We start from the raw sequence: 21,535 nt of genomic DNA, 5'->3' as shown, positions 1-21,535 counted from the left end.
ACAGCCTTGCCGCCACGCCGCAAGATACTCGTCGTGCTGAAAGGCTATCCCCGCCTTTCGGAAACCTTCATCGCCCAGGAATTGCTCGGCCTCGAAAGGGCCGGCTTCGACCTGACGCTGATTTCCATGCGCCGGCCGACCGACAAGAAGCGCCATCCGGTGCATGACGAGATCAAGGCGAGTGTCGTCTATCTGCCGGAATATCTGCACGAGGAACCGATTCGCGTGCTGAAAGGCCTCGTCGCCGGCTTCGGTAAAACCGGCTTCAAGGCGCTGATCAAACGCTTCTTCGCCGACCTCAAGCGCGACCTCTCCCGCAACCGCTTCCGCCGTCTCGGCCAGGCGCTGGTGCTGGCGCGCGAATGGCCTGATGGAGGCGAGTGGCTGCATGCTCATTTCATCCATACGCCGGCCTCGGTGACGGAATATACCAGCATCCTGACGGGCACGCCCTGGACCTGTTCGGCCCATGCCAAGGACATATGGACCTCGCCCGACTGGGAACTGAAGGAGAAGCTGAAGCGCGCCCGCTGGACCGTCACCTGCACTCGGTCTGGCTACGAACACATGCGCGTGCTGACATCGCGCAAGGAGGCGGTACATTTGAGCTATCACGGCCTCGATCTCGCCCGCTTCGGCCATTTTTTCGGCGCGCATTCGCAGAGGACCGGCAACAACCCGGCTGATCCGGCCTTCATCCTCAGCGTCGGCCGCGCCGTCGAGAAGAAGGGCTACGACGTCTTGCTTCGGGCGCTGGCGCTGCTGCCGGCGGACCTCCATTGGCGCATGGAGCATATCGGCGGCGGTGACGAGCTTGCCAGGCTGAAGGCGCTCGCCGCCGAGCTCGGCCTCTCCGGCCGCATCATCTGGAAGGGCGCCATGGCGCAGGAAGACGTGCTCGACCACTACCGCCGCGCCGACGTCTTTGCGCTCGCCTGCCGCATCGCCGCCAACGGCGACCGCGACGGCCTGCCGAACGTGTTGGTCGAGGCCGCGAGCCAGCGTCTCATCTGCGTCTCCACGACAGTATCCGGCGTGCCGGAACTGCTGACGGATGGCGAGAACGGCCTCGTCGTGCCGCCGGAGGATCCGGCGCTGCTCGCCCGGGCGCTCGAGGCGGCGATCCGCGATCCGGCGCTGCGCCAGCGCCTCGGCGACGCCGCCGAAAGGCGGGTGCGCGAGGACTTCGACTATCACTCCAGCATCAGACAGCTCGCCGGCCTGTTCGAGGCCGAATGGCAGAAGGCGTCATGACGGCACCGCGTATCTTCTTCTATGTCCAGCATCTGCTCGGCATCGGCCACATCGCCCGCGCCAGCCGCATCGCCAATGCGCTGGTCAGGCACGGTTTCGACGTCACCGTCGTCACCGGCGGCCTGCCGGTACCGGGCTTTCCCGGCGAGGGTGTGAAGACCGTTGCCCTGCCGGCGGTCGTCGCCAGCAATGCCGGTTTCTCCGGCCTCGCCGATGCCGATGGCCAGCCGGCCGGGGAAGAATTCCTGGCCGCCCGCCGGCAATTGCTGCTCGATGCCTTCCATGCCACAAGGCCCGATGTCGTCATCATCGAGGCCTTCCCCTTCGGCCGGCGGCAGATGCGCTTCGAACTCCTGCCCTTGCTCGCTGCGATCGAGAAGACCGAACCGCGGCCGAAACTCCTAAGCTCGGTTCGCGACATCCTGCAGGAAAACCGCAAGGCCGGCCGCGACGCGGAGACCGCCGCCCTGGTCAACCATCACTTCGACGCTGTGCTCGTCCATGGCGATCCCGGCTTCGTCAGGCTCGAAGATACTTTCCCGCTGACGCCAGAAATCGCCGACAGGCTGCGTTATACCGGCCTCGTTACGCCGCCGCCGGCGCCCGAACCGACGGAAACCTTCGACATTATCGCATCGGCCGGCGGCGGCGCGGTCGGCGCCGAGCTGATCGGCGCGGCGAAGGAGGCGGCGGCGCTGCTGCCGGGCGATCTTCGCTGGCTGCTGATCTCAGGTCCCAACCTGCCGGAGGCCGATTTCGCCAGACTGTCGCGGGACGCAGCCCCGAATGTGACTCTGGTTCGCTTTCGCAAGGATTTTCCCTCGCTCTTGCGCGGCGCCAGGGTATCGATCTCGCAGGCCGGCTACAACACGGTCGGCGACCTCTTGCGTACCGAGTGCCGGCCGATCCTCATCCCCTTCGTCGCCGGCGGCGAGACCGAACAGACAGTGCGCGCCGAACGGCTGCAGGCGCTGGGTCTTGCCGACATCCTGCCGGAACGGGGGCTGACCTCCACACATGTGAAAGAGGCTGTCGAAAAGGCGCTGACAGCGCCTCGGCAGGAGCCGGTTTCGCTCGATCTCGACGGGGCGGAGAAGACGGCCGCCATCATTCGCTCGATGATTGCCGAATCGCTCGCCTAATTTAAAAATCCTGTGATATAAGCAGAGTTCCGGCGAGAATCGGCCTTTCTGCAGCCGGTCCCTTCGCCTTGTTTTCATTGCGATATCGGCGGTCCGGCTGCATGGTCCTGTTCTCGACAATTCCTCCCGTCCCGCGCCAGGATCGCGCCTTCGAAATTTCCCAGCACGCTGACGGTTAGCCAATGGAAAAGAGCCTCGCCCGCTATATCTGGAAGAACACGCGGCTGCAGCAGCTGTGGATCCTGGCTGTCGTCGCGGCCTCGATGATCCCTTATTTCCTGTCCTTCGACCTGCCGAAGCAGATCGTCAACGGACCGATCCAGGGCGACGGCTTTGAAGGCCCCGGCGCAACCCAGACCTTCATGCACATCGCCTATGACATTCCGCTGATCGGCCATGTCGAATTCTTCAAGGGCGTGCAGCTCGACCGCTTCCAGATGCTGATGGCCCTGAGCCTCGTGTTCCTGGCGCTGGTGGTGCTAAACGGGCTCTTCAAGTTCTACATCAACACCTATAAGGGCCGGCTCGGCGAACGCATGCTGCGCCGCATCCGCTTCGAACTGATCGACCGGGTGCTGCGGTTTCCGCCGGCTCATTTCAAGCGGGTGAAATCGGCCGAGATCGCCACCATGATCAAGGACGAAGTGGAGCCGATGGGCGGTTTCACCGGCGACGCCTTCGTCTCGCCCGCCCTGCTCGGCGGCCAGGCGATCACCGCGCTCGCCTTCATCATCGTGCAGAATTTCTGGCTCGGCATGATCGCCGCCGCCATCGTCGGCGTCCAGGCCGTCGTCATTCCCCGCATGCGCAAGCGCCTGCTGGATCTCGGCCGCCAGCGGCAGCTGACGGCGCGCGAACTTTCCGGCCGTGTCGGCGAAATCGTCGACGGCATCGGCACGATCCACGGCAACGACACGTCCAACCTCGAACGCGCCGACATCGCCTGGCGGCTTGGCCGCATCTTCTCGATCCGCTACGACCTTTACCAGTGGAAATTCCTGGTGAAGTTCATCAACAACTTCCTCGCCCAGGTCACGCCCTTCCTGTTCTACGCGATCGGCGGTTATCTGGCGCTGCAGGGCCGGCTCGACATCGGCCAGCTCGTCGCAGTCATCTCGGCCTACAAGGATCTGCCCGGGCCGCTGAAGGAACTGATCGACTGGGACCAGATGCGTCAGGACGTGCAGGTGAAATACCAGCAGGTCTACGAGCAGTTCAACGTCGAGCCCTTGATCGAGAGCCACATCCAGGAATTGGCGACCGCACCCGTGGGCGCACTGACCAGCGCGCTGGTCGTCACCAACCTCACGCTCTCCGATGACAGCGGCGCCCGCCTCGTCGACCACGTCTCGGTCGAAATCAAGCCGAACGAGACGGTTGCGATCGTCGGTCCGAACGGCAGTGGCGCCGAAGCCTTCGCCGAAGCGCTCGGCCGGATGGTCTGGCCCGACTCCGGCCGCATCACCATCGACGGACGCGACCTGCTCGAGCTGCCGGAATCGATCACCGGTCGCCGCATCTCCTATGCCTCGGCCGACACCTTCTTCTTCCATGGCACGCTCGCCAGCAATCTGCTCTACGGCCTCAAGCACGCGCCGATGATCGACGCCGTCTACGACGAGAAAGAAGCGCAGGAGTATAAATGGCATTCCATCGAGGCGGTGAAGGCCGGCAACCCGACGCTCGACCTCAACAGCGATTGGGTGGATTATCAGGCGGCCGGCGCCAATGGACCGGATGATCTCCTCAAAGCGATCCGGCCGGTGCTCGACGCCGTGCTGATCTCGCAGGACATCCTCGACCTGGCGCTGCGCTCGAACGTCAATACCGACGTGCATGTGGCGGTCAGCGACCATGTCGTGGCGCTGCGCGCGTCGCTGCGCGACCGGCTGCGCGACGAAGGTCTCGACGGCATCGTCGTGCCTTTCGATTTCGACGCCTACAACGCCCAGGCGACGGTCGGTGAGAACCTGCTCTTCGGCACCATGAAGCGGCCGTTGATGACCAACCGCCGGCTCGCCGCCCATCCCTATTTCCAGCAGCTCTTCCGCGAGACGGGCCTCAGCACCGATCTCTACGCCATGGGCCTCGAGATTGCCGAAAACGCCGTCGAACTCTTCCACGACCTGCCGCCGGATCATCCTTTCTTCCAGCAGCTGACCTTCATGACGGCGGACGACATTCCGACCTATCAGGCGCTCCTGCAGAAGCTGCAAAGCCGCCGCTTCGAGGACGCCACGCCTGAGGAGCGCTCCGCCATCATCCGGCTGAGCTTCGCCTATATCGAGCCGCGCCACCGCTTCGGCCTTTTGACCAACGAGCTGATGGACAAGATCGTCAGCGCCCGCAAGCAGTTCCACGCGCATATTCCGGCCGATCTCGCCGAGCTGATCGAGCGCTACGACGCCGAGCGTTTCACGCCGTCGGCCAGCCTGATGGACAATGTGCTCTTCGGCCGCATCGCCTATCAGCAGGCCGACGCCTCCGACCGCATCCGCGCCATCATGGGCGAGCTCTTCGACGCACTCGACCTTTATGACGATGTCCTGTCGATCGGCCTCGAATTCGACGTCGGCTCCGGCGGCAAGCGGTTGACCATGGTGCAGCGCCAGAAACTGAACCTGGCCCGCGCGCTTCTGAAGCGCTCGGATTATTTCGTCTTCAATCGGCCGTTGTCGGCACTCGATCAGCGCGTTCAGGATCAGATCACCCGCAACATCATCGAAGACCTGCATAAGGAAGGTGAGCGCCCAGCGATCATCTGGGTTCTTTCGAATGCGCGGATGGCCGAAATGTTCGACCGAATCCTGCTCTTCGACCGCGGCGGGCTGGCGGAAGCCGGAAACTATCCGGAACTTTCCGAGAAAAACGGTATGTTCAAGGAACTGTTATCGTAATATTCTATTGGGGCGGCGATGGTAGGCGTTCCCGGGGGAACGCCCCGAATTGAGGCGCCTGGTTCCAAGAACCCTGCGTCAGGGGATTGAAACGCTCATGCTATTGAGAGACGAAGTCGAAATGCTGCGCCGGGTGCCGATCTTTTCGAGGATTGCGCCAGCGAAACTCAAGCTTTTGGCCTTCACCTCCGACCGCATGACCTACAAGGCCGGTCAGGATCTCTTCCATCAGGGCGATGTCGGCGACGCCGCCTATGTCATCCTCTCCGGCAGCGCCGATATCATCGTCTCCTCGCCGGCCGGCGAGATCAAGGTCGCCGACGTCGAGCTCAATTCCATCGTCGGCGAAATCGCCATTCTCTGCGATGTCTCACGCACGGCAACGGTGCGCGCCACCTCGCCGCTCGAAGTATTGCGCATCAGCAAGGAGCACTTTTTAAAGCTGCTCAGCGATTTCCCGGAGATGGCCGTGGAAATCATGCGCGTGCTTGCCGACCGCCTGAACCACACGACCGCCGAACTGACGGCAGCGCGGGCTGCCAAGCAGCCGCAGATGGCGCAGTAAGAATATTCAGCGTTTCGGTGGCCATTGTTGAGCGCCGTGCAGAAGGCGCAAAATCTCCACCCGTCTGATTTTCTGACGAACACGATAGATCACAATAAAGGACGTGCGCGAAATGACGAGTTCGCGCGTTCCGCCAATTCGTCCGGGCCGGCCGATCTCCGGCTGATCGATGAGCAAATCCGTTTGGCGCTCGATCTCGTCAAGGTGGCTTATCGCGGCGCTGAGATTCTGATCGGCGATAAACTGTATTGCTCGCTTGCGATCTGACGCAGCTTTCGCACGCCAGATGAGCTTCACTTGGCTTTACCCTTAAGGCGCGCCACCAACTCTGCTCGTTCGCGCGCCATCTCTTTCTTGACCGTCTCGTGCGGAATCCCGACCGTGTCAGGATCATCGGCCTCCCGGATCGCCTCCTCGACCTGTTCGCGAAACCACTTGTCGTATTCTGCTGCCTCATGGGTGCGGCGCAGGGCTGCCGCACGATCCGGCCGAGAGACAGTCTCGGGAGCGTAATCGGCCGCATCGACATCGAACTGGGAGATGCCGACATCCTTGAGATAGGAAACCAGGGTATCCATGCGCTTGAACAGGCGCACCTTGCGGCTGCGCTGGGCGGCAAGCGGGCGTTCGGCCTTGCCGTAGCGGATGACGACGGACCAGCCGCCGGTTTTGCCGACGACGTGAGCAGCATCGACCGCCCCTGCCTCGACAAGACGGGAAAGCGTCGAATGATCGATGGTTTCTGCGGTCATGTCAAATCCTCGCTGATCCCGAAGATTGGCGCATTTAATTATAGATTGCAATGCATTCAATAATTGACATTGTATTTGCAATGGTCCAGCAGATGTCAGGCGCAAGGCCACGGCTGCTGCAGCCTTTGTGCCGCGTGGCTGCCCCTCACCCTAACCCTCTCCCGGTAAACGGGGCGAGGGGACGTGACCTGCGAGAGGCTGGCGGGGAACGGAGGGAATATGCACATGAACAGACTCTTTCGCGGGCGTTCGCGACCACCCTGGATGCGGTGTCTGCCATGATATCTTCCACGATCGTCGTTACAGGGTGCAACGCCGGCAAGGGAAAGTCAGGCCGAAGCGGCCAAGCGACACAGAATACACCCTATTCAAACGGGACTCGGCCTTCGACAAAGGCGGCAATATCCGACCTCAACGGAGATTGAGCGGTATGCGCATCGAGCCGATAAAAATCATGCTGCTTGCCGGCGTAGATTTTCCAGCACTGGGGAACAGCGTTATTCCAGCTTTCAATTGGCCGGTATGGATCGAGTTCTCCCCAGAAGACCATGGTGGGTATAGCGAGGGGAGACGTTTCGAAGCGCAATCTGGTTGATGACACGCAGATCAGCGCCTGGAGTTCCAGACCCTCTTTGACCGCATTCCACAGGACCGTTCCACCGGCGCTAAAACCGATCCCCAAGCACCCGCGTCCGTCGATCTCATGAAGTGCCCGGACCGCATGCCGCATGCCGTCACGGTTGAAAAGATGGTCGTGAAGCGCGTCTCCACGCAGATCGGGACGCCCGCTCAGGTCGGCCAGTTGCAAATGTCGCTGAAAGCTGCCAGCATCCAGCAACTCGACAAAGGTTTCGGGAAAGCCGTGGATATCGCCAACGACCAGATGTTGCATTTCGACGATGCCGCTCTTCGCTTCGATAGATGAATAAGACGGCCGCCGGTTTCCCGGCGGACTGTCTCGATCTTATTCCCGCTGCTCCAGCGCCTTGCTGAAGGCGAGTGCTGCGAGCGTGCAGATGGCGCCGGAGAGCAGGTAGTAACCGACGAAGGTCAGGCCGAAGCGGCTGGAGAGGCTGAGGGCCACCAGCGGCGCAAAGCCGGCGCCGATCAGCCAGGCAAGGTCGGAGGTGAAGGCGGCGCCGGTATAACGATAGCCGCGACCGAAGCGCGACGAGATCGAACCGGTCGCCTGGCCGAAGGACAGCCCGAGCACGCCGAAGCCAATGATGACGAAGGCGTCGTGGCCGTTATTGCCCGAGGCGATCAGGATCGGTCCGATAAAGCTGAAGATGGCGATGATGACGGCGCAGATGGCGAGCTGGGCACGCCGGCCGATGCGATCGGCGATCAGCCCCGAGGCGACGATGGCGACGACGCCGACCAGGGCGCCGATCACCTGCACCACCATGAAGGCGCCGATCGGCTGATTGCCGTAAAGGCTCATCCAGCCGAGCGGGAAGATGGTGACCAGGTGGAACATGGCGAAACTGGCGAGCGGCACGAAGGCGCCGATCAGGATGTCGCGGCCGTGAACGCGCAGCACCTGGAGGATCGGTGCGGCCTCCAGCTCATGCTGCTCCAGGAGCGTACCGAATTCCTTGGTCATGACCAGCCGCAGACGCGCAAACAGCGCCACGACGTTGATCGCGAAGGCGACGAAGAAGGGATAGCGCCAGCCCCAGGAGAGGAAATCCTCGCTGGACAGGTTGGCGACGAAATAACCGAAGAGCGTGCTTGCCAGCGCAAAGCCGATCGGCGCGCCGAGCTGCGGGATCATCGCGTACCAGCCGCGGTGATTGGGCGGCGCGTTGAGCGCGAGCAGCGAGGCAAGACCGTCCCAGGCGCCGCCGAGCGCAAAACCCTGGCCGAGACGGAAAAGCGCCAGCAGGGCGATCGACCAGACGCCGATCTCCGCGTAACCCGGCAGGAAGGCGATCGAGGCCGTGGAGCCGCCGAGCAGGAAGAGCGCGATGGTGAGCTTTGTGCCGCGCCCGTACATCCGGTCGATCGTCATGAAGACGACGGAGCCGACCGGACGGGCGAGGAAAGCGAGCGAGAAGATGGCGAAGGAATAGAGCGTCGCTGTCAGCCGGTCCGGTGCGAAGGGAAAGACGAGCTGCGGAAAGACCAGGACCGAGGCGAGGCCATAGACGAAGAAATCGAAGAATTCCGACATGCGGCCGATCACCACGCCGATGGCGATGCTGCCCGGCGAAACCGGCTTGTCGTCGTGAATGCGCCGCGCGTCGCGTTCCAGCGACGACGATGACGGTCCGTAATGCGATGCTGTGGCCATGAAATGCCTCCCTCATTGAGGCGCTTTCGGCACGGCGCCTCAACCTGATCTTGATCAAACCCGCAGGCTTATCAAGTCCGTAAGATGCAAATAGTTCATCATCGCGGCTTAAATTGAGCCGGGCCGGGAAAAATTGCGTGATCCCGGCGGTGATTTTTCCCCTGCTAAAGCTGGCCGGCCCGGCTCTTGCGGATATATTGAGTGGACATGCGCGCGCAAAAAATCCTTCTTAATTTCATCAGGATTTCAAGGCGGTAGCGCAACACGATTCTGCCGCACTGCGGCATCTTTGCTGCACTGCGACTTTCCGCCTCATGTCGCTATCGGGTTCAGTGCTTTAGTCGCGGTCAAAACGAAACAACAAGAGCTTAGAGACGTGCAAAAACTCATGAAGTTTTCCCGCCTTCTATCCGTCTTGCCGCTGCTTTTCCTGGCAGGATGCAACATGGTGGTCATGGCGCCCTCGGGCGACATCGCCGTGCAACAGCGCGATCTGATCGTCATCTCGACGGTGCTGATGCTTTTGATCATCGTCCCGGTGATCTTCCTGACGCTGCTCTTCGCCTGGCGCTACCGCCGCTCCAACACGGCCGCCGCTTACGCGCCGGAATGGCATCATTCGACCCGCCTCGAAATCGTCATCTGGGCGGCACCCCTGGCGATCATCATTGCGCTCGGCGCCGTCACCTGGATTTCCACGCACAAGCTCGATCCCTACCGCCCGCTCGACCGGCTCGATGCCGAGCGCGCCATCCCGGCCGATACAAAGCCGCTGACCGTCGAGGTCGTGGCGCTCGACTGGAAATGGCTGTTCTTCTATCCCGAACTCGGCATTGCCACCGTCAACGAGCTCGCCGCCCCCGTCGACATGCCGGTCAATTTCAAGATCACCGCATCCTCAGTGATGAACTCCTTCTACATCCCCGCCCTTGCCGGCCAGATCTACGCCATGCCCGGCATGGAGACGAAGCTGCACGCCGTCATCAACCGGGAGGGCGAATATGAAGGCTTCTCCGCCAATTACAGCGGCGCCGGTTTCTCGCACATGCGCTTCAAGTTCCATGGCCTCACCCGCGAAGGCTTCGACGCCTGGGTGGCCAAGGTCAAGCAGCAGGGCACGATGCTCAATCGCGACGCCTATCTCAAGCTCGAGAAGCCGAGCGAGAAGGAGCCGGTGCGCTATTATGCCGGCGCCGACGCCGATCTCTACGACGCCATCCTCAACATGTGCGCCACCCCGGGCAAGATGTGCATGAACGAAATGATGCATATCGACATGACGGGCGGCGGCGGCAAGGAAAGCGCCGAAAACCGCGAGAAGCTGCAATACGACAACCGCCATGCCGCCGAAGACGTCGTCGAGCCTGGAGCTACTGTGCCGGCAACGGGCGTTCCGGCACAGGTCGAGCCGCCCAAGAGCAGCGATGGCAACGGCATGCAGCACGACATGCCCGGCATGCACAGCACGCCCGGAATGGACATGCAGCATGACGGCCATTCCATGCCCGACACGGGCAACGGCGCCGATCCGGCGCCGGCGCAGCTCAACAACAACAATTAACCTGGCGCTTTGCGTCGCAAGACATAATGAACGGGTTGTTCCATGTTTTCCAATCCTGACCTCCTGAAGTTGATCTTCGGCCGGTTGACCCTCGACGCCATTCCCTACCACGAGCCAATTCTGGTCGTGACCTTCATCGGCGTCGTCATCGGCGGTCTCGCCGTGTTTGGCGCCATCACCTATTTCAAGTTCTGGGGTCCGCTCTGGCACGACTGGATCTGCAGCGTCGATCACAAGAAGATCGGCATCATGTATGTGATCCTGGCCGTCATCATGCTGCTGCGCGGCTTTTCCGACGCGATCCTGATGCGCGTCCAGCAGGCGATCGCCTTCAACGGCTCGGAGGGCTACCTGCCGCCGCACCATTACGACCAGATCTTCACCGCCCACGGTGTCATCATGATCTTCTTCGTGGCGATGCCCTTCGTCACCGGTCTGATGAACTTCGTGGTGCCGCTGCAGATCGGGGCGCGCGACGTGTCCTTCCCCTTCCTCAACAACTTTTCCTTCTGGATGACCACAGCCGGCGCGATCATCATCATGCTGTCGCTGTTCATCGGTGAATTCGCCCAGACCGGCTGGCTCGCTTATCCGCCGCTGTCGGGCGCCGCCTACAGTCCGGGCGTCGGCGTCGACTACTATATCTGGGGCTTGCAGGTGGCCGGTGTGGGAACGACGCTGTCGGGCATCAACCTGATCGCCACCATCGTCAAGATGCGCGCGCCCGGCATGACCTTCATGAAGATGCCGGTCTTCACCTGGACGGCGCTCTGCACCAACGTGCTGATCGTCGCCTCCTTTCCGATCCTGACGGCAACGCTCGCGCTGCTATCGCTCGACCGCTATGCCGGCACGAATTTCTTCACCAACGACCTCGGCGGCAATCCGATGATGTATATCAACCTCATCTGGATCTGGGGCCATCCGGAGGTCTACATCCTGGTGCTGCCGGCCTTCGGCATCTTCTCGGAAGTCGTCGCCACGTTCTCGGGAAAACGCCTGTTCGGCTACGCCTCGATGGTCTACGCCACCTGCGTGATCATGATCCTGTCCTACATCGTCTGGCTGCACCACTTCTTCACGATGGGCTCGGGCGCTTCCGTCAATTCCTTCTTCGGCATCACCACGATGATCATCTCGATCCCGACGGGAGCGAAGATCTTCAACTGGCTCTTCACCATGTATCGCGGCCGCATCCGCTACGAGGTGCCGATGCTGTGGACGGTCGGCTTCATGGTGACCTTCGTCATCGGCGGCATGACCGGCGTCATGCTGGCGGTGCCGCCGGCCGACTTCGTGCTGCACAATTCGCTGTTCCTCATCGCCCATTTCCACAACGTCATCATCGGCGGCGTTCTCTTCGGCATGTTCGCCGGCGTGAACTACTGGTTCCCGAAGGCCTTCGGCTTCAAGCTGGATCCCTTCTGGGGCAAGATGAGCTTCTGGTTCTGGCAGATCGGCTTCTGGTTCGCCTTCATGCCGCTCTACGTGCTCGGCCTGATGGGCGTCACCCGGCGCATGAGCCAGTTCGAGGACCCGTCGCTGCGGATCTGGTTCATCATCGCCGCCTTCGGCGTCGGCCTGATCGCGCTCGGCATCGCCGCCTTCCTGATCCAGATCGTCGTCAGCTTCATGAAACGCGAGGAATTGCGCGACGACAGCGGCGATCCCTGGGATGCCCGGACGCTGGAATGGTCGACCTCCTCGCCGCCGCCGGACTACAACTTCGCCTTCACGCCCGTGGTCCACGACCATGACAGCTGGTACGACATGAAAAGGCGCGGCTACGAGCGCCCGCTCGGCGGCTTCAAGCCGATCCACATGCCGAAGAATACCGGCACCGGCGCCATCCTGTCGGCCATCAGCGTCGCGCTTGCCTTCGGCCTGATCTGGTACATGTGGTGGCTGGTGATCCTTTCCGCCGTCGCGCTGCTGGTGGTGGCGATCGGCCATACCTTCAACTACAAGCGCGACTTCTACATTCCCGCCGGCAAGGTGACCGAAACGGAAGGCAAGCGCACGGCGCTGCTTGCCGAGCAGGTGTAATGACCATGAGCGATCAAACCATCGACACGGCCGAAAAGCCTGAATTCTATCTGACCGAAGACCATCATCCGGAAGGGAGCACCAATCTCGGCTTCTGGCTCTACCTGATGAGCGACTGCCTGATCTTCGCGGTGCTGTTTGCCACGCACGGCGTGCTCGGCCGCAACTATGCCGCCGGGCCGTCGCCAGCCGATCTCTTCGATCTGCCGATCGTCGCTCTCAACACCTCGATGCTGCTCTTCTCCTCGATTACCTACGGCTTCGCCATGCTGCAGATGGAGCGGAACGCCAAGGCGGAAACACTGTTCTGGCTTGCCGTCACCGGCCTGTTCGGCGCAGCCTTCATCGGGCTCGAACTCTACGAGTTCATCCACCTGATCCACGAGGGCGCCGGACCGACCCGCAGCGCCTTCCTTTCCTCCTTCTTCACGCTCGTCGGCACACACGGGCTGCACGTCACCTTCGGCATCATCTGGCTGATCACGCTGATGGTGCAGGTGTCGATGCACGGGCTGGTCGAGGCCAACCGCCGCCGCCTGATGTGCCTTTCGATGTTCTGGCACTTCCTCGACGTCGTCTGGATCGGCGTCTTTTCCTTCGTCTATCTGCTCGGAGTTCTCGGATGAGTTCGCAAGCACCCACCCATGAGGATGCCCACGAGGCGCATCACGGCCACAGCCATGGTCACCAGGCCGGCCACGGTACGTTCAAAAGCTACATGACGGGCTTCGCACTTTCCGTCATCCTGACCGCCATTCCCTTCTGGGCGGTCATGTCCGGCGTCGTCGCCAGCCCGGCACTGACAGCGGTGCTGGTGATGGGCCTCGGCGCCATCCAGATCGTCGTCCATATGGTCTTCTTCCTGCACATGAACCCCAGGAGCGAAGGCGGCTGGACGATGATGGCGCTGATCTTCACCCTCATCATCGTCGCCATCGCGCTCTCCGGTTCGCTCTGGGTCATGCATCATCTCAATTCCAATATGATGCCGATGAGCCCCGAGATGATGAAGAACATGCCGTGACAGCAATGAGGGGCGGCGGCAGCGCCGCCCTAAGTCGATGAGCGAAGCCCCCACGCAAAAATCGGAAAGACAGCATTTCCGGGCAAAACGTGCGCTTTTCGCCGTCTGCCTGACGCTGCTTGCCGCCATCCTCTTTGGCCTCGGCACCTGGCAGGTTCAACGCCTGGGCTGGAAGCGCGACCTCATCGCCCGCGTGGACCAGCGCGTGCACGACGCCGCCGTGCCGGCCCCGGCGCGCGCCGACTGGGGGAAGGTCAATGCCGGCAGCGACGAATATCGCCGGGTGACCGTCGAGGGAATGCTGGCAAACGGCAAGGAGACGCTGGTCTACGCCTCGACCGTGCTCGGCCCGGGTTATTGGGTGATGACGCCGCTGATGCTCGCCGACGGCACCGCCATCCTCGTCAATCGCGGCTTCGTGCCGACGGACAGGCGCGACCCCGCGTCGCGCCGCGACGGTCAGATATCGGGCCTGATCGAGATCACCGGACTGATGCGGATGACCGAGCCGAAGGGATCGCTGCTCCAATCCAACGACGTCGCCGCCGACCGTTGGTATTCACGCGATGTCGCAGCGATCGCCCAAAAACGCGGCCTCGGCGCGGTCGCGCCCTATTTCATCGATGCCGACGCCGCTGCAAATCCCGGGGGCCTGCCCGTCGGCGGCCTCACCGTCATCCGTTTTCCCAACAACCATCTCGTCTATGCGATCACCTGGTACGGACTGGCGGTGATGGTGCTGGCATTGCTGGTGTTTGTTGTTCGCGGCGAGATCGGAAGAGGCCGAGCGTAGGCCGGCCTCGCTGTCGCTTTGCAAGGGCGCGAGCGCTCCGGCAAGCAACAGTTGCACGCCGGCAGTTTGCGCGCGCCGGCTTAATCTCTTGTAAAGCGATGTGCGATACTGCTTGCCTCAACAGAACATTTCAAAGTTGCACATGAGCCGGCCGGATTACATCCCCAGTCTCGATGGTCTGCGCGGTGTCGCCGCGCTTCTGGTCGTGCAGGCGCATATCGGGCTCATCTTTCCGAATACAGCCTTGCGTAACATGACGATGGGCAGCGAAGCCGTTGGCCTGTTCTTCGCCCTCAGCGGCTTTCTGATGGCCCATCTCTATGGCGCGCGGCCGGTGACCAGAGAAAATGTCCTGGATTTTCTGGTGAGCCGCTTTGCCCGTATCTATCCGGTCTATCTGGTTGCCGTCCTGCTCGTGGCAATGCTGTCGAGCACGCAAGATCTCAATTTCGTTCAGCCGATCACCGGCGGCACGGAATTTCTCCGCCACGTCTTTCTTCTAGGCTCAAGCGGCGTTTTCTGGTCAATTCCACCCGAAATTCAATTCTATCTGTTCTTCCCGATCCTTTGGCTCTGCTTGACCTGCCCGCAGCGCTATAGCGGTGGGATCGCAGGTTTGGCGGTGCTGGTCGTGGTGGATGGTCTGCTTGAGCTGCCGGGACCAGGCATACTGCTTCTTTCCAAGCTCCCCTATTTTCTGTTCGGCGCCCTTGCCGGGGCGATGCATCCCCACTGGGATAGGTGGACGCCATCCCCCCTCACGGGCGCTTTCACCCTGTTCCTTCTGGCGGTGTTCTTCACCTACAGGCATGTCTTGCCTGATTTCTCCCCTGAATTCTGGAGCCTGCAAAGCGCGGCCGCCGCAGCCATAATCGTGGCGCTGGTCGCTCGACAGCCTCCCATCGCAGCCCATGTCCTGGCAGCGCCACCCGTGCGGTTCTTCGGCGCGATCAGCTTTTCGCTCTATCTTTTCCACGTCCCCATCATGTTCCTTGTAGGCCGGGCTTTCGAGGCTCTGATGCCGGAACCGGCGCTCATCCTGGTGGCGCTTTTTGTTGCGGCGGCAGGAGCATGGTTCATTCATGAGACGATAGAAGTTCCGAGCCGACGCCTGCTCGTCGGCTTGTGGCAGCATCATCGGTGGCGCGCAGCCGCGCGGGAAACTCCGGCTGAGACGATCGAACAGGCGATCGTCGACCTGCAAGAGACCGAAAAGCGCCTGCTGGACGGCGCAACTCCGGGCGCGACGGGTAAACAGCAAATTCCGACGACCTCTGAACTCGGAGCCGGCCGCACTGCCCTTCAGGATAATGGTGACGAGAAGCTTCGCGCCTAGAGCGGTCAACAAGCGATCCGGCTGATCGCTTCGGCAAGCTGCGCCTGCGAGAAGGGCTTGCCCAGGCGGGGCAGATTGGCGGCGCCGTCGCCGTCGGGCAGATCGGCGTAACCGGTGGCGAGAATGATCGGCATCTCAGGCCACTCGCTGCGGATCGCCTCGGCGAGTTGCGCTCCCGTCATCCGCGGCATGGCATGATCGCAGATGACCAGATCGACCTGCTCTTTGCGCAGAATGTCGAGCGCCTCTGGACCGGCCATGGCCTCGAAAACGGTGTGGCCGAGATCCTCCAGCATCAGCGTCGTATTCATCAGGACCAGCCCGTCATCATCGACGGCGACGATGCGCAGCCCCTGCGGCGGGTTATCCGGTTTTTGCGGCGTGTCGGCCGGTGCTTCGGCAGTCTGCTCGGCAATGACGACAGGAAACCATAGCTCGGCCGTCGTGCCTTCGCCCAGCGTGCTCTTGAGGAGGAGCCGGCCGCCGGACTGGCTTGCGAGACCCTGCACCATGGAAAGGCCGAGGCCGGTGCCCTTACCGACACCCTTGGTGGTGAAGAACGGTGTGACCGCCTGCTCCAGCGTCTTCGCATCCATGCCCTCGCCTTCATCGATCACTGCTATTCTTATATAGCGGCCGGCCGACAGTGGCCCCTTGCCTGCGGTTATCGTTTCCTCGGACGCGCGAAGCATGATGCGGCCGCCGGAAGGCATGGCGTCGCGCGCGTTGACAACGAGATTGAGGATCGCCATCTCCAGCTGGTTGGGGTCGGTGAGGATTGTCGGCAGCCTGATCGGGAAGGAAGTCTCGATCGTGGTGAGGGGGCCGAGCGACCGGCTCAGAATGTCCATCATGCCGCGCACCAGGCCCGAGACGTCGATCGGCTCTATGTGCAGCTCCTGCCGGCGGGAAAAGGCAAGCATGCGCTGCGTCAAGGCAGCACCCCGCTGGGCGCCCTGCATGGCATTGTCGACCAGCGAAGTCAGCGAGCGGTCCTGTGGCATGCGCTTCTTCAGGAGTTCGAGACTGCCGAGCACGGCCATCAGCAGATTGTTGAAATCATGGGCGATGCCGCCGGTCAATTGGCCGATCGCCTCCATCTTCTGCGATTGGAAAAGCTCTTCGCGCGCCTGCTCCAACGCCCGCTGCGTTTCCATCTTTTCGGTGATGTCGCGGGTGATCTTGGCGAAACCGAGCACTTCGCCATCTTCGTCGCGGATAGCGTCGACGACGACGCTGCCCCAGAAACGGCTGCCATCCTTGCGGACACGCCAGCCTTCCCTTTCGAACCGGCCTTCGGCGCGCGCGACGCGGAGCGCCTTCTCCGGCAGGCCGGCCGCGCGATCCTCGGGCGTATAGAAGGTCGAGAAATGCCGGCCGATGATTTCATCAGGCCGATAACCCTTGATGCGCTCGGCGCCGAAATTCCAGCTGCTGACATTGCCGTCGGGATCGAGCATGTAGATCGCATAGTCCGAAACGCCCTGAACCAGACGGCGAAACTGCTCCTCGCTCTGGCGGATCGCGTGTTCGGCGGCCCTGCGTTCGGTCAGATCGCGGGTGATCTTGGCAAAGCCGACCAGTTCGCCGGAGGGGTGGCGGATCGGATCGATGACCACATGCGCCCAGAAGCGGCTGCCGTCCTTGCGCCGGCGCCAGCCCTCCCCCTCATACCGGCCCTCTTCCATCGCCGTGGCGAGCGCGCGCTCGGGGATACCCGCGGCGCGATCCTCATCCACATAGAAACGGGAAAAATGCTCGCCGAGAATCTCCGAAGGTTTGTAGCCTTTGAAACGTTGAGCGCCGGTATTCCAGCTGGTGACGATGCCTTCCGGGCTCAGCATGTAGATGGCGTAGTCGGTGATGGCATCGACCAGAAGACGAAAGCGCCCCTCTTCGTCAAGAGACGTATCATGTCGATCCAGCACTTCCATCTGCCCCTCTCGGTTACCAGCGCTCATAACGCGGCATCAGGCAGAAGGTTCCAAAATATCACACTTTTTCACACCGCCCTGACCTGCGGATGGAACCGCTCACCGATACGCTCGGCGGCTGCATAAGCCTGCGAGACGATCTCCGGCACGAGATCGATATCGGGCAGGCTGCCGAGGCCGAGCGGGCCGACGGCAAAAAGTCCGGCGACCGTCGAGCCGTCCTCCAGGAAAGGCTCGCCGCGCGCATTGACTGCCAGTCCGAGCGAAAGTTCGTCCGGCATGGCGAGGCCGGCGGAAAACAGGCTCTGCATCAGCGGCGCGGAAAGATCCGGCGCCCGGCAGCGGCAGTCGATGATGCGCTCGGCATGGATGACCTCCTCGACAGAGGAGCCGGCCGGCGTGAAGAACAGACCGCTCAGGCCCCGGCGGCCGGCCCGGCCGCGGCGCAGCACCGTGCGGCCTTCGGCAAGCTCGCGTTTCAGGCGCAGGTGCATGGCCTCCGGCAGGCGATTGCGGTGACTGTCGTAGATTGCCCGCAAATGGCGGTTGAACTGATGTTTGTCGCGGGCCGGCAGCGATCTCCACAGGGAGCGGGCATGTTTCCTCAGCCCGTTCATCACCGATTGCCAGCTTCGCCCCTCCTCTTCCGCCTCGCGACAGGCCTGGCGGATGAAGCGCACGATGTCGGGCAGGCTCTCCGGCAGCGCTTCGGCCGGAAACACCGGATCGGCGGAATTCGGCGTATGGCTCTGGGGCAGGAAGCCGCGCCGCGAAATGATCGTCACCTGGCCGGCAAAACCGGAATCGCGCAGCTGCAGCAACTGATCGACGACGCGAATGCCGCTGCCGAGCAACACGGCATGCGGCCGCGCGACAAGGCGCTGAGCCCTGACCGGCGAAGGATCCGGCTCGCCGGCGTCCGGTTCACCCAGGCCGTAGCCGGTGGCGAGAATCACGGTATCGAACAGCGGATTGGCCGGATTGGCGCTTTCGAGCAGGAAGCGGTTGCCATGGCTCCGGCGGATCGCCACCACAGGATCGTTGCAGACCTGGACGGTGATGTCCCGGCGTGCGGCGAGCGCTTCCGAAAAGCGCTGATAGACGTAATCGCTGAAGATCTCCTTCGGCACGAAGATCTGCCGGAAACCGGGAATGGCGGCCGGTACGGCAGCGCGGAAAGCGGCGTTGCTACAGAGCCAGTCGTTGAAATCGTCGCTGTCGCCGACCGAAACCGAGAGATCACGCACGCGGGTGTTGAGGATCGTCGAGGCGCGGGCGGCGGCCAGCGCCTGGCCGCCACTGACCGACGAATTCGGATCGAACAACTGCAGATGGAAAGGTGCGCGCAGCGTCTTCATCAGCGCAATGGCCGTCATCATTCCGGAGAAGCCGCGCCCGACGATCGCAATGCGCGGCACGGCTGAGATCTGCGCCGCCGCCTTGGCCCTTCCGGAAAAAAGTCCCTGAACCGTCATCGCAACTCCTTTGCGCTTCATTCGCAGCCTGGGCTCGATCGAGGTTTCAACGCATAAACAGCGGCTTACGCGTTGATGAGGGTTACGCGGCCATTCGCGCCGCAGCTCGGGCCTCACCGAGGCCCCCCAAGAAAACGAGGGCATGATCCCTCGCCATAGTCTATTAAACTAGTCGTGTATGAAAGCGCCAAAAACCGGAAGTGGCAAGAGGTTTGTTAGACACGCGATTAAGTCATTGATACCGCAGAAGATTTTTGACTTCTCCCGAAGTGGCCATGCCGCTGCCTTCGCCGCGGTCGTGCTTGCCAAGTCTGATCGGCCTGCTCGGACGGTCCTGAAGGCACCGTTCAATCAGGCTCCCCATACGCCTATCAACATCTTGAGAAACCGCTCCGCCGCAGGCGACAAGGTGCCGCCGCGGCGGCGAACCACACCGATCGTTCGAGATATCTCGGGGTTGCGAATAGGGCGGGTGATCAGGAACGGATGATCTTCTCGCGGGGTTGCCATTCGAGGCAGCACCGAAATCCCAAGGCCCGCCTCCACCAACCCAAGGGAGGTAGACAGATGAGTTACCTCATAGAACCAGCGCAGCTTAATGTTCGATTTTGCCAGTGCCGCGTCGAGCAGCGTTCTGTTGCCGCTCGACCGATGAACGGTGATCACGTGATAAGGCTCTAACTCCGCCCACTCGACCCATTGTTTTGCTGCAAGAGGATGATCCTTGCGCGCTGCAAGTACGAATGGGTCTTCCGCAAGCCGCTCGAAGGTAAGGTCCGGGTCGGAGGTGCCCATGATATTGATTCCGAATTCCACTTCCCCGCTTGCCACGGCTTGAAGCCCGTCGGTGGCAGGCAGATCGAGGATACGAAAGCGGATGTTCGGATATTCTTCATTGAACTGGCGAATGACCGTAGGCAGGAAGTAGAATGCCGCGGTTGGAAGACATGCGATAGTCACCAACCCCCCTCGATTGGGTCCAACGTCACGCACAGCAAAGAGGGAGCCATCGAACTCCTCCAGCATGCGTCGGACGAGGGGCACCAGTTCCGTCCCGAGGGCCGTCGCTGACACATGCCTGGTTGTGCGTTCCAGAAGCGGTGCCCCGATGGCCTGCTCCAGTTTTTGAATGCGGCGGCTCAACGCAGGCTGCGACATATGCAGGGCATCGGCCGCGCGATTGAAGCTCTCCAGTTCTACGACGCTCAGGAAGGCTCTTAGGTCGAGGATCTCACAATTAATGCTCATTTCGCATCAATCCTTCAAATCTTAGCATTTTACAAATAAAAAATTCTTCCAATAATCGGATCAAACAACGCCGATTGATACGGTGATGGCATAATTCCGGCGAAAGCACAACCGATGAACGATCTGATGGCTATTCCCTGCGTTCTGATGAGAGGAGGCACCTCGAAAGGCCCTTTCTTCCTCGCCAGGGATCTTCCCGCGGACACCGACCAGCGTGACAAGATTCTGCTGTCGATCATGGGCTCGGGTCATCCGTTGCAAATCGACGGAATTGGCGGCGGCAACCCGGTTACCAGCAAGGTCGCCATCATCGGACCTGCCAGCGTTCCCAGCGCAGACGTGGATTATCTCTTTGCCCAGGTGCGAGTCGACCAACAGATCGTCGATACCTCGCCGAACTGCGGCAACATGCTCGCCGCAGTTGGCCCGTTTGCCATCGAGGCTGGACTGGTTCCGGTGCGTGGAGAGACGACGCTCGTTCGGATCCATAACGTCAACACCAGCAAGCTGATCGAGGCCGAAGTTCCCACTCCGAATGGCAGCGTCTCCTATCTCGGTGAAGCTGCAATCGACGGAGTGCCCGGGCGCGCCGCGCCAATTGCGCTTACTTTCATGGACGCAGCCGGAGCTCGTACCGGACGGCTCTTTCCCACCGGCAAAGCCATCGACCTGATCGGCGGCGTGGCTGTCACCTGCATCGACTGCGCCATGCCGATGATCCTGATCGAGGCAGTTTCGATCGGCGCAACCGGCCTGGAATCGGCAGCCGAACTCAATGCTGACAGGGAATTGCTGGAACGGCTGGAAGAGCTGCGGATTGCGGCTGGCGAACGAATGGGCCTTGGAAACGTGCGCAACCAGGTAACGCCAAAGCCGGTGCTCATATCGCGGCCAAAGGCCGGAGGCGACCTCAGCGTACGTTATTTCATGCCGCATCAATGTCATCCGTCGCTGGCAACCACGGGCGCCGTCGGAATTGCCACAGCCTGCATCACCAAGGATACGGTCGCTTCGCTTCTGATCGGCCGGAGGGCCCCTCCGCTTGTTCTTTCCATCGAGCACCCCAGCGGCCACCTGGACGTCAAGCTGTATGAACGGGACGGCAAGACCGTCGCCGGAATCCTTCGCACCGCCCGCCGGCTGTTCGAGGGACATGTGCTAGCAAAACCTGTCACGCAACTGGGTTGCGCGGCATAATAGCTCTGGCCGCCA

At 61.8% G+C, this 21,535-nt stretch carries 18 protein-coding genes; 11 read left to right on the top strand and 7 right to left on the bottom strand.

Annotation, left to right across the window (positions count from 1 at the left end; genetic code table 11):
• The first annotated feature begins 6 nt into the window (after positions 1-6).
• The 4 genes from HJB91_RS00425 (at position 7) to HJB91_RS00410 (ending at position 5,858) form a co-directional block, all read left to right on the top strand.
• Entirely contained in the window at positions 7-1,254 is a 1,248-nt protein-coding gene (locus HJB91_RS00425; protein ID WP_221153277.1) for a glycosyltransferase, read from the top strand.
• Entirely contained in the window at positions 1,251-2,396 is a 1,146-nt protein-coding gene (locus HJB91_RS00420) for a glycosyltransferase family protein (RefSeq protein ID WP_221153276.1), read from the top strand. Before HJB91_RS00425 ends, HJB91_RS00420 begins: the two co-directional genes overlap by 4 nt.
• 182 nt (positions 2,397-2,578) lie before the next feature.
• The gene (locus tag HJB91_RS00415; protein ID WP_210632499.1) at positions 2,579-5,293 is read left to right on the top strand and encodes an ABC transporter ATP-binding protein; all 2,715 of its coding nucleotides are present in this window, start codon (positions 2,579-2,581) and stop codon (positions 5,291-5,293) included.
• A gap of 97 nt (positions 5,294-5,390) precedes the next feature.
• Complete coding sequence (locus HJB91_RS00410) at positions 5,391-5,858, top strand: cyclic nucleotide-binding domain-containing protein (RefSeq protein WP_004679746.1); 468 nt, start codon at positions 5,391-5,393, stop codon at positions 5,856-5,858.
• A gap of 6 nt (positions 5,859-5,864) precedes the next feature.
• Here HJB91_RS00410 and HJB91_RS00405 read toward each other — a convergent pair whose 3' ends face one another.
• The 4 genes from HJB91_RS00405 to HJB91_RS00390 all read right to left on the bottom strand — a co-directional run bounded on the left by HJB91_RS00405 (position 5,865) and on the right by HJB91_RS00390 (position 8,906).
• The gene (locus tag HJB91_RS00405; protein WP_210632498.1) at positions 5,865-6,155 is read right to left on the bottom strand and encodes a type II toxin-antitoxin system RelE/ParE family toxin; all 291 of its coding nucleotides are present in this window, start codon (positions 6,153-6,155) and stop codon (positions 5,865-5,867) included.
• Positions 6,152-6,610, bottom strand: a complete 459-nt coding sequence (locus tag HJB91_RS00400; RefSeq protein ID WP_210632497.1) for a hypothetical protein — start codon at positions 6,608-6,610, stop codon at positions 6,152-6,154. Before HJB91_RS00400 ends, HJB91_RS00405 begins: the two co-directional genes overlap by 4 nt.
• 364 nt (positions 6,611-6,974) lie before the next feature.
• Complete coding sequence (locus tag HJB91_RS00395) at positions 6,975-7,502, bottom strand: alpha/beta hydrolase (protein WP_221153275.1); 528 nt, start codon at positions 7,500-7,502, stop codon at positions 6,975-6,977.
• Positions 7,503-7,574: 72 nt separating this feature from the next.
• Positions 7,575-8,906: an MFS transporter gene (locus HJB91_RS00390; protein WP_210632495.1), complete on the bottom strand. Its 1,332-nt coding sequence runs from the start codon at positions 8,904-8,906 to the stop codon at positions 7,575-7,577.
• Between the two features lie 376 nt (positions 8,907-9,282).
• On the opposite strand from HJB91_RS00390, the gene cyoA reads away from it, so the two are divergent.
• The 6 genes from cyoA to HJB91_RS00360 all read left to right on the top strand — a co-directional run bounded on the left by cyoA (position 9,283) and on the right by HJB91_RS00360 (position 15,666).
• Entirely contained in the window at positions 9,283-10,467 is a 1,185-nt protein-coding gene (gene cyoA, locus HJB91_RS00385; protein ID WP_221123086.1) for a ubiquinol oxidase subunit II, read from the top strand.
• Between the two features lie 42 nt (positions 10,468-10,509).
• Positions 10,510-12,513, top strand: coding sequence for a cytochrome o ubiquinol oxidase subunit I (gene cyoB / locus HJB91_RS00380; protein WP_210632493.1), 2,004 nt, complete (start codon positions 10,510-10,512; stop codon positions 12,511-12,513).
• A gap of 5 nt (positions 12,514-12,518) precedes the next feature.
• Complete coding sequence (cyoC, locus tag HJB91_RS00375; RefSeq protein WP_064812310.1) at positions 12,519-13,139, top strand: cytochrome o ubiquinol oxidase subunit III; 621 nt, start codon at positions 12,519-12,521, stop codon at positions 13,137-13,139.
• A complete protein-coding gene (gene cyoD / locus HJB91_RS00370; RefSeq protein ID WP_210632492.1) occupies positions 13,136-13,537 on the top strand; it encodes a cytochrome o ubiquinol oxidase subunit IV in 402 nt (133 codons plus the stop codon). The genes cyoC and cyoD overlap by 4 nt, the downstream gene beginning before the upstream one ends.
• 37 nt (positions 13,538-13,574) lie before the next feature.
• Positions 13,575-14,330 carry an SURF1 family protein gene (locus HJB91_RS00365; RefSeq protein WP_210632491.1) on the top strand — a complete coding sequence of 252 codons (756 nt, stop codon included), beginning with the start codon at positions 13,575-13,577 and terminating at the stop codon, positions 14,328-14,330.
• 142 nt (positions 14,331-14,472) lie between these two features.
• A complete protein-coding gene (locus tag HJB91_RS00360) occupies positions 14,473-15,666 on the top strand; it encodes an acyltransferase (protein WP_221153274.1) in 1,194 nt (397 codons plus the stop codon).
• A gap of 5 nt (positions 15,667-15,671) precedes the next feature.
• Here the strand turns inward: HJB91_RS00360 and HJB91_RS00355 are convergent, their stop codons facing one another.
• The 3 genes from HJB91_RS00355 to HJB91_RS00345 form a co-directional block, all read right to left on the bottom strand.
• Positions 15,672-17,600, bottom strand: a complete 1,929-nt coding sequence (locus HJB91_RS00355; protein WP_210632489.1) for a PAS domain-containing sensor histidine kinase — start codon at positions 17,598-17,600, stop codon at positions 15,672-15,674.
• A 68-nt stretch (positions 17,601-17,668) separates the two neighbouring features.
• Entirely contained in the window at positions 17,669-19,075 is a 1,407-nt protein-coding gene (locus tag HJB91_RS00350; protein ID WP_221153273.1) for an FAD/NAD(P)-binding protein, read from the bottom strand.
• Positions 19,076-19,426: 351 nt separating this feature from the next.
• Positions 19,427-20,323: a LysR family transcriptional regulator gene (locus HJB91_RS00345; protein WP_064707350.1), complete on the bottom strand. Its 897-nt coding sequence runs from the start codon at positions 20,321-20,323 to the stop codon at positions 19,427-19,429.
• Between the two features lie 114 nt (positions 20,324-20,437).
• Between HJB91_RS00345 and HJB91_RS00340 the strand changes: the two genes are divergently transcribed.
• Positions 20,438-21,520, top strand: coding sequence for a 4-oxalomesaconate tautomerase (locus HJB91_RS00340; RefSeq protein ID WP_210632487.1), 1,083 nt, complete (start codon positions 20,438-20,440; stop codon positions 21,518-21,520).
• Positions 21,521-21,535: the final 15 nt, after the last annotated feature.

It is taken from the genome of Rhizobium sp. NLR10b, from assembly GCF_019685435.1.
GTDB lineage: Bacteria > Pseudomonadota > Alphaproteobacteria > Rhizobiales > Rhizobiaceae > Rhizobium.
The sequence above is the reverse complement of the archived record's forward strand: the minus strand, read 5'-3'. Positions and strand labels throughout refer to the sequence as shown.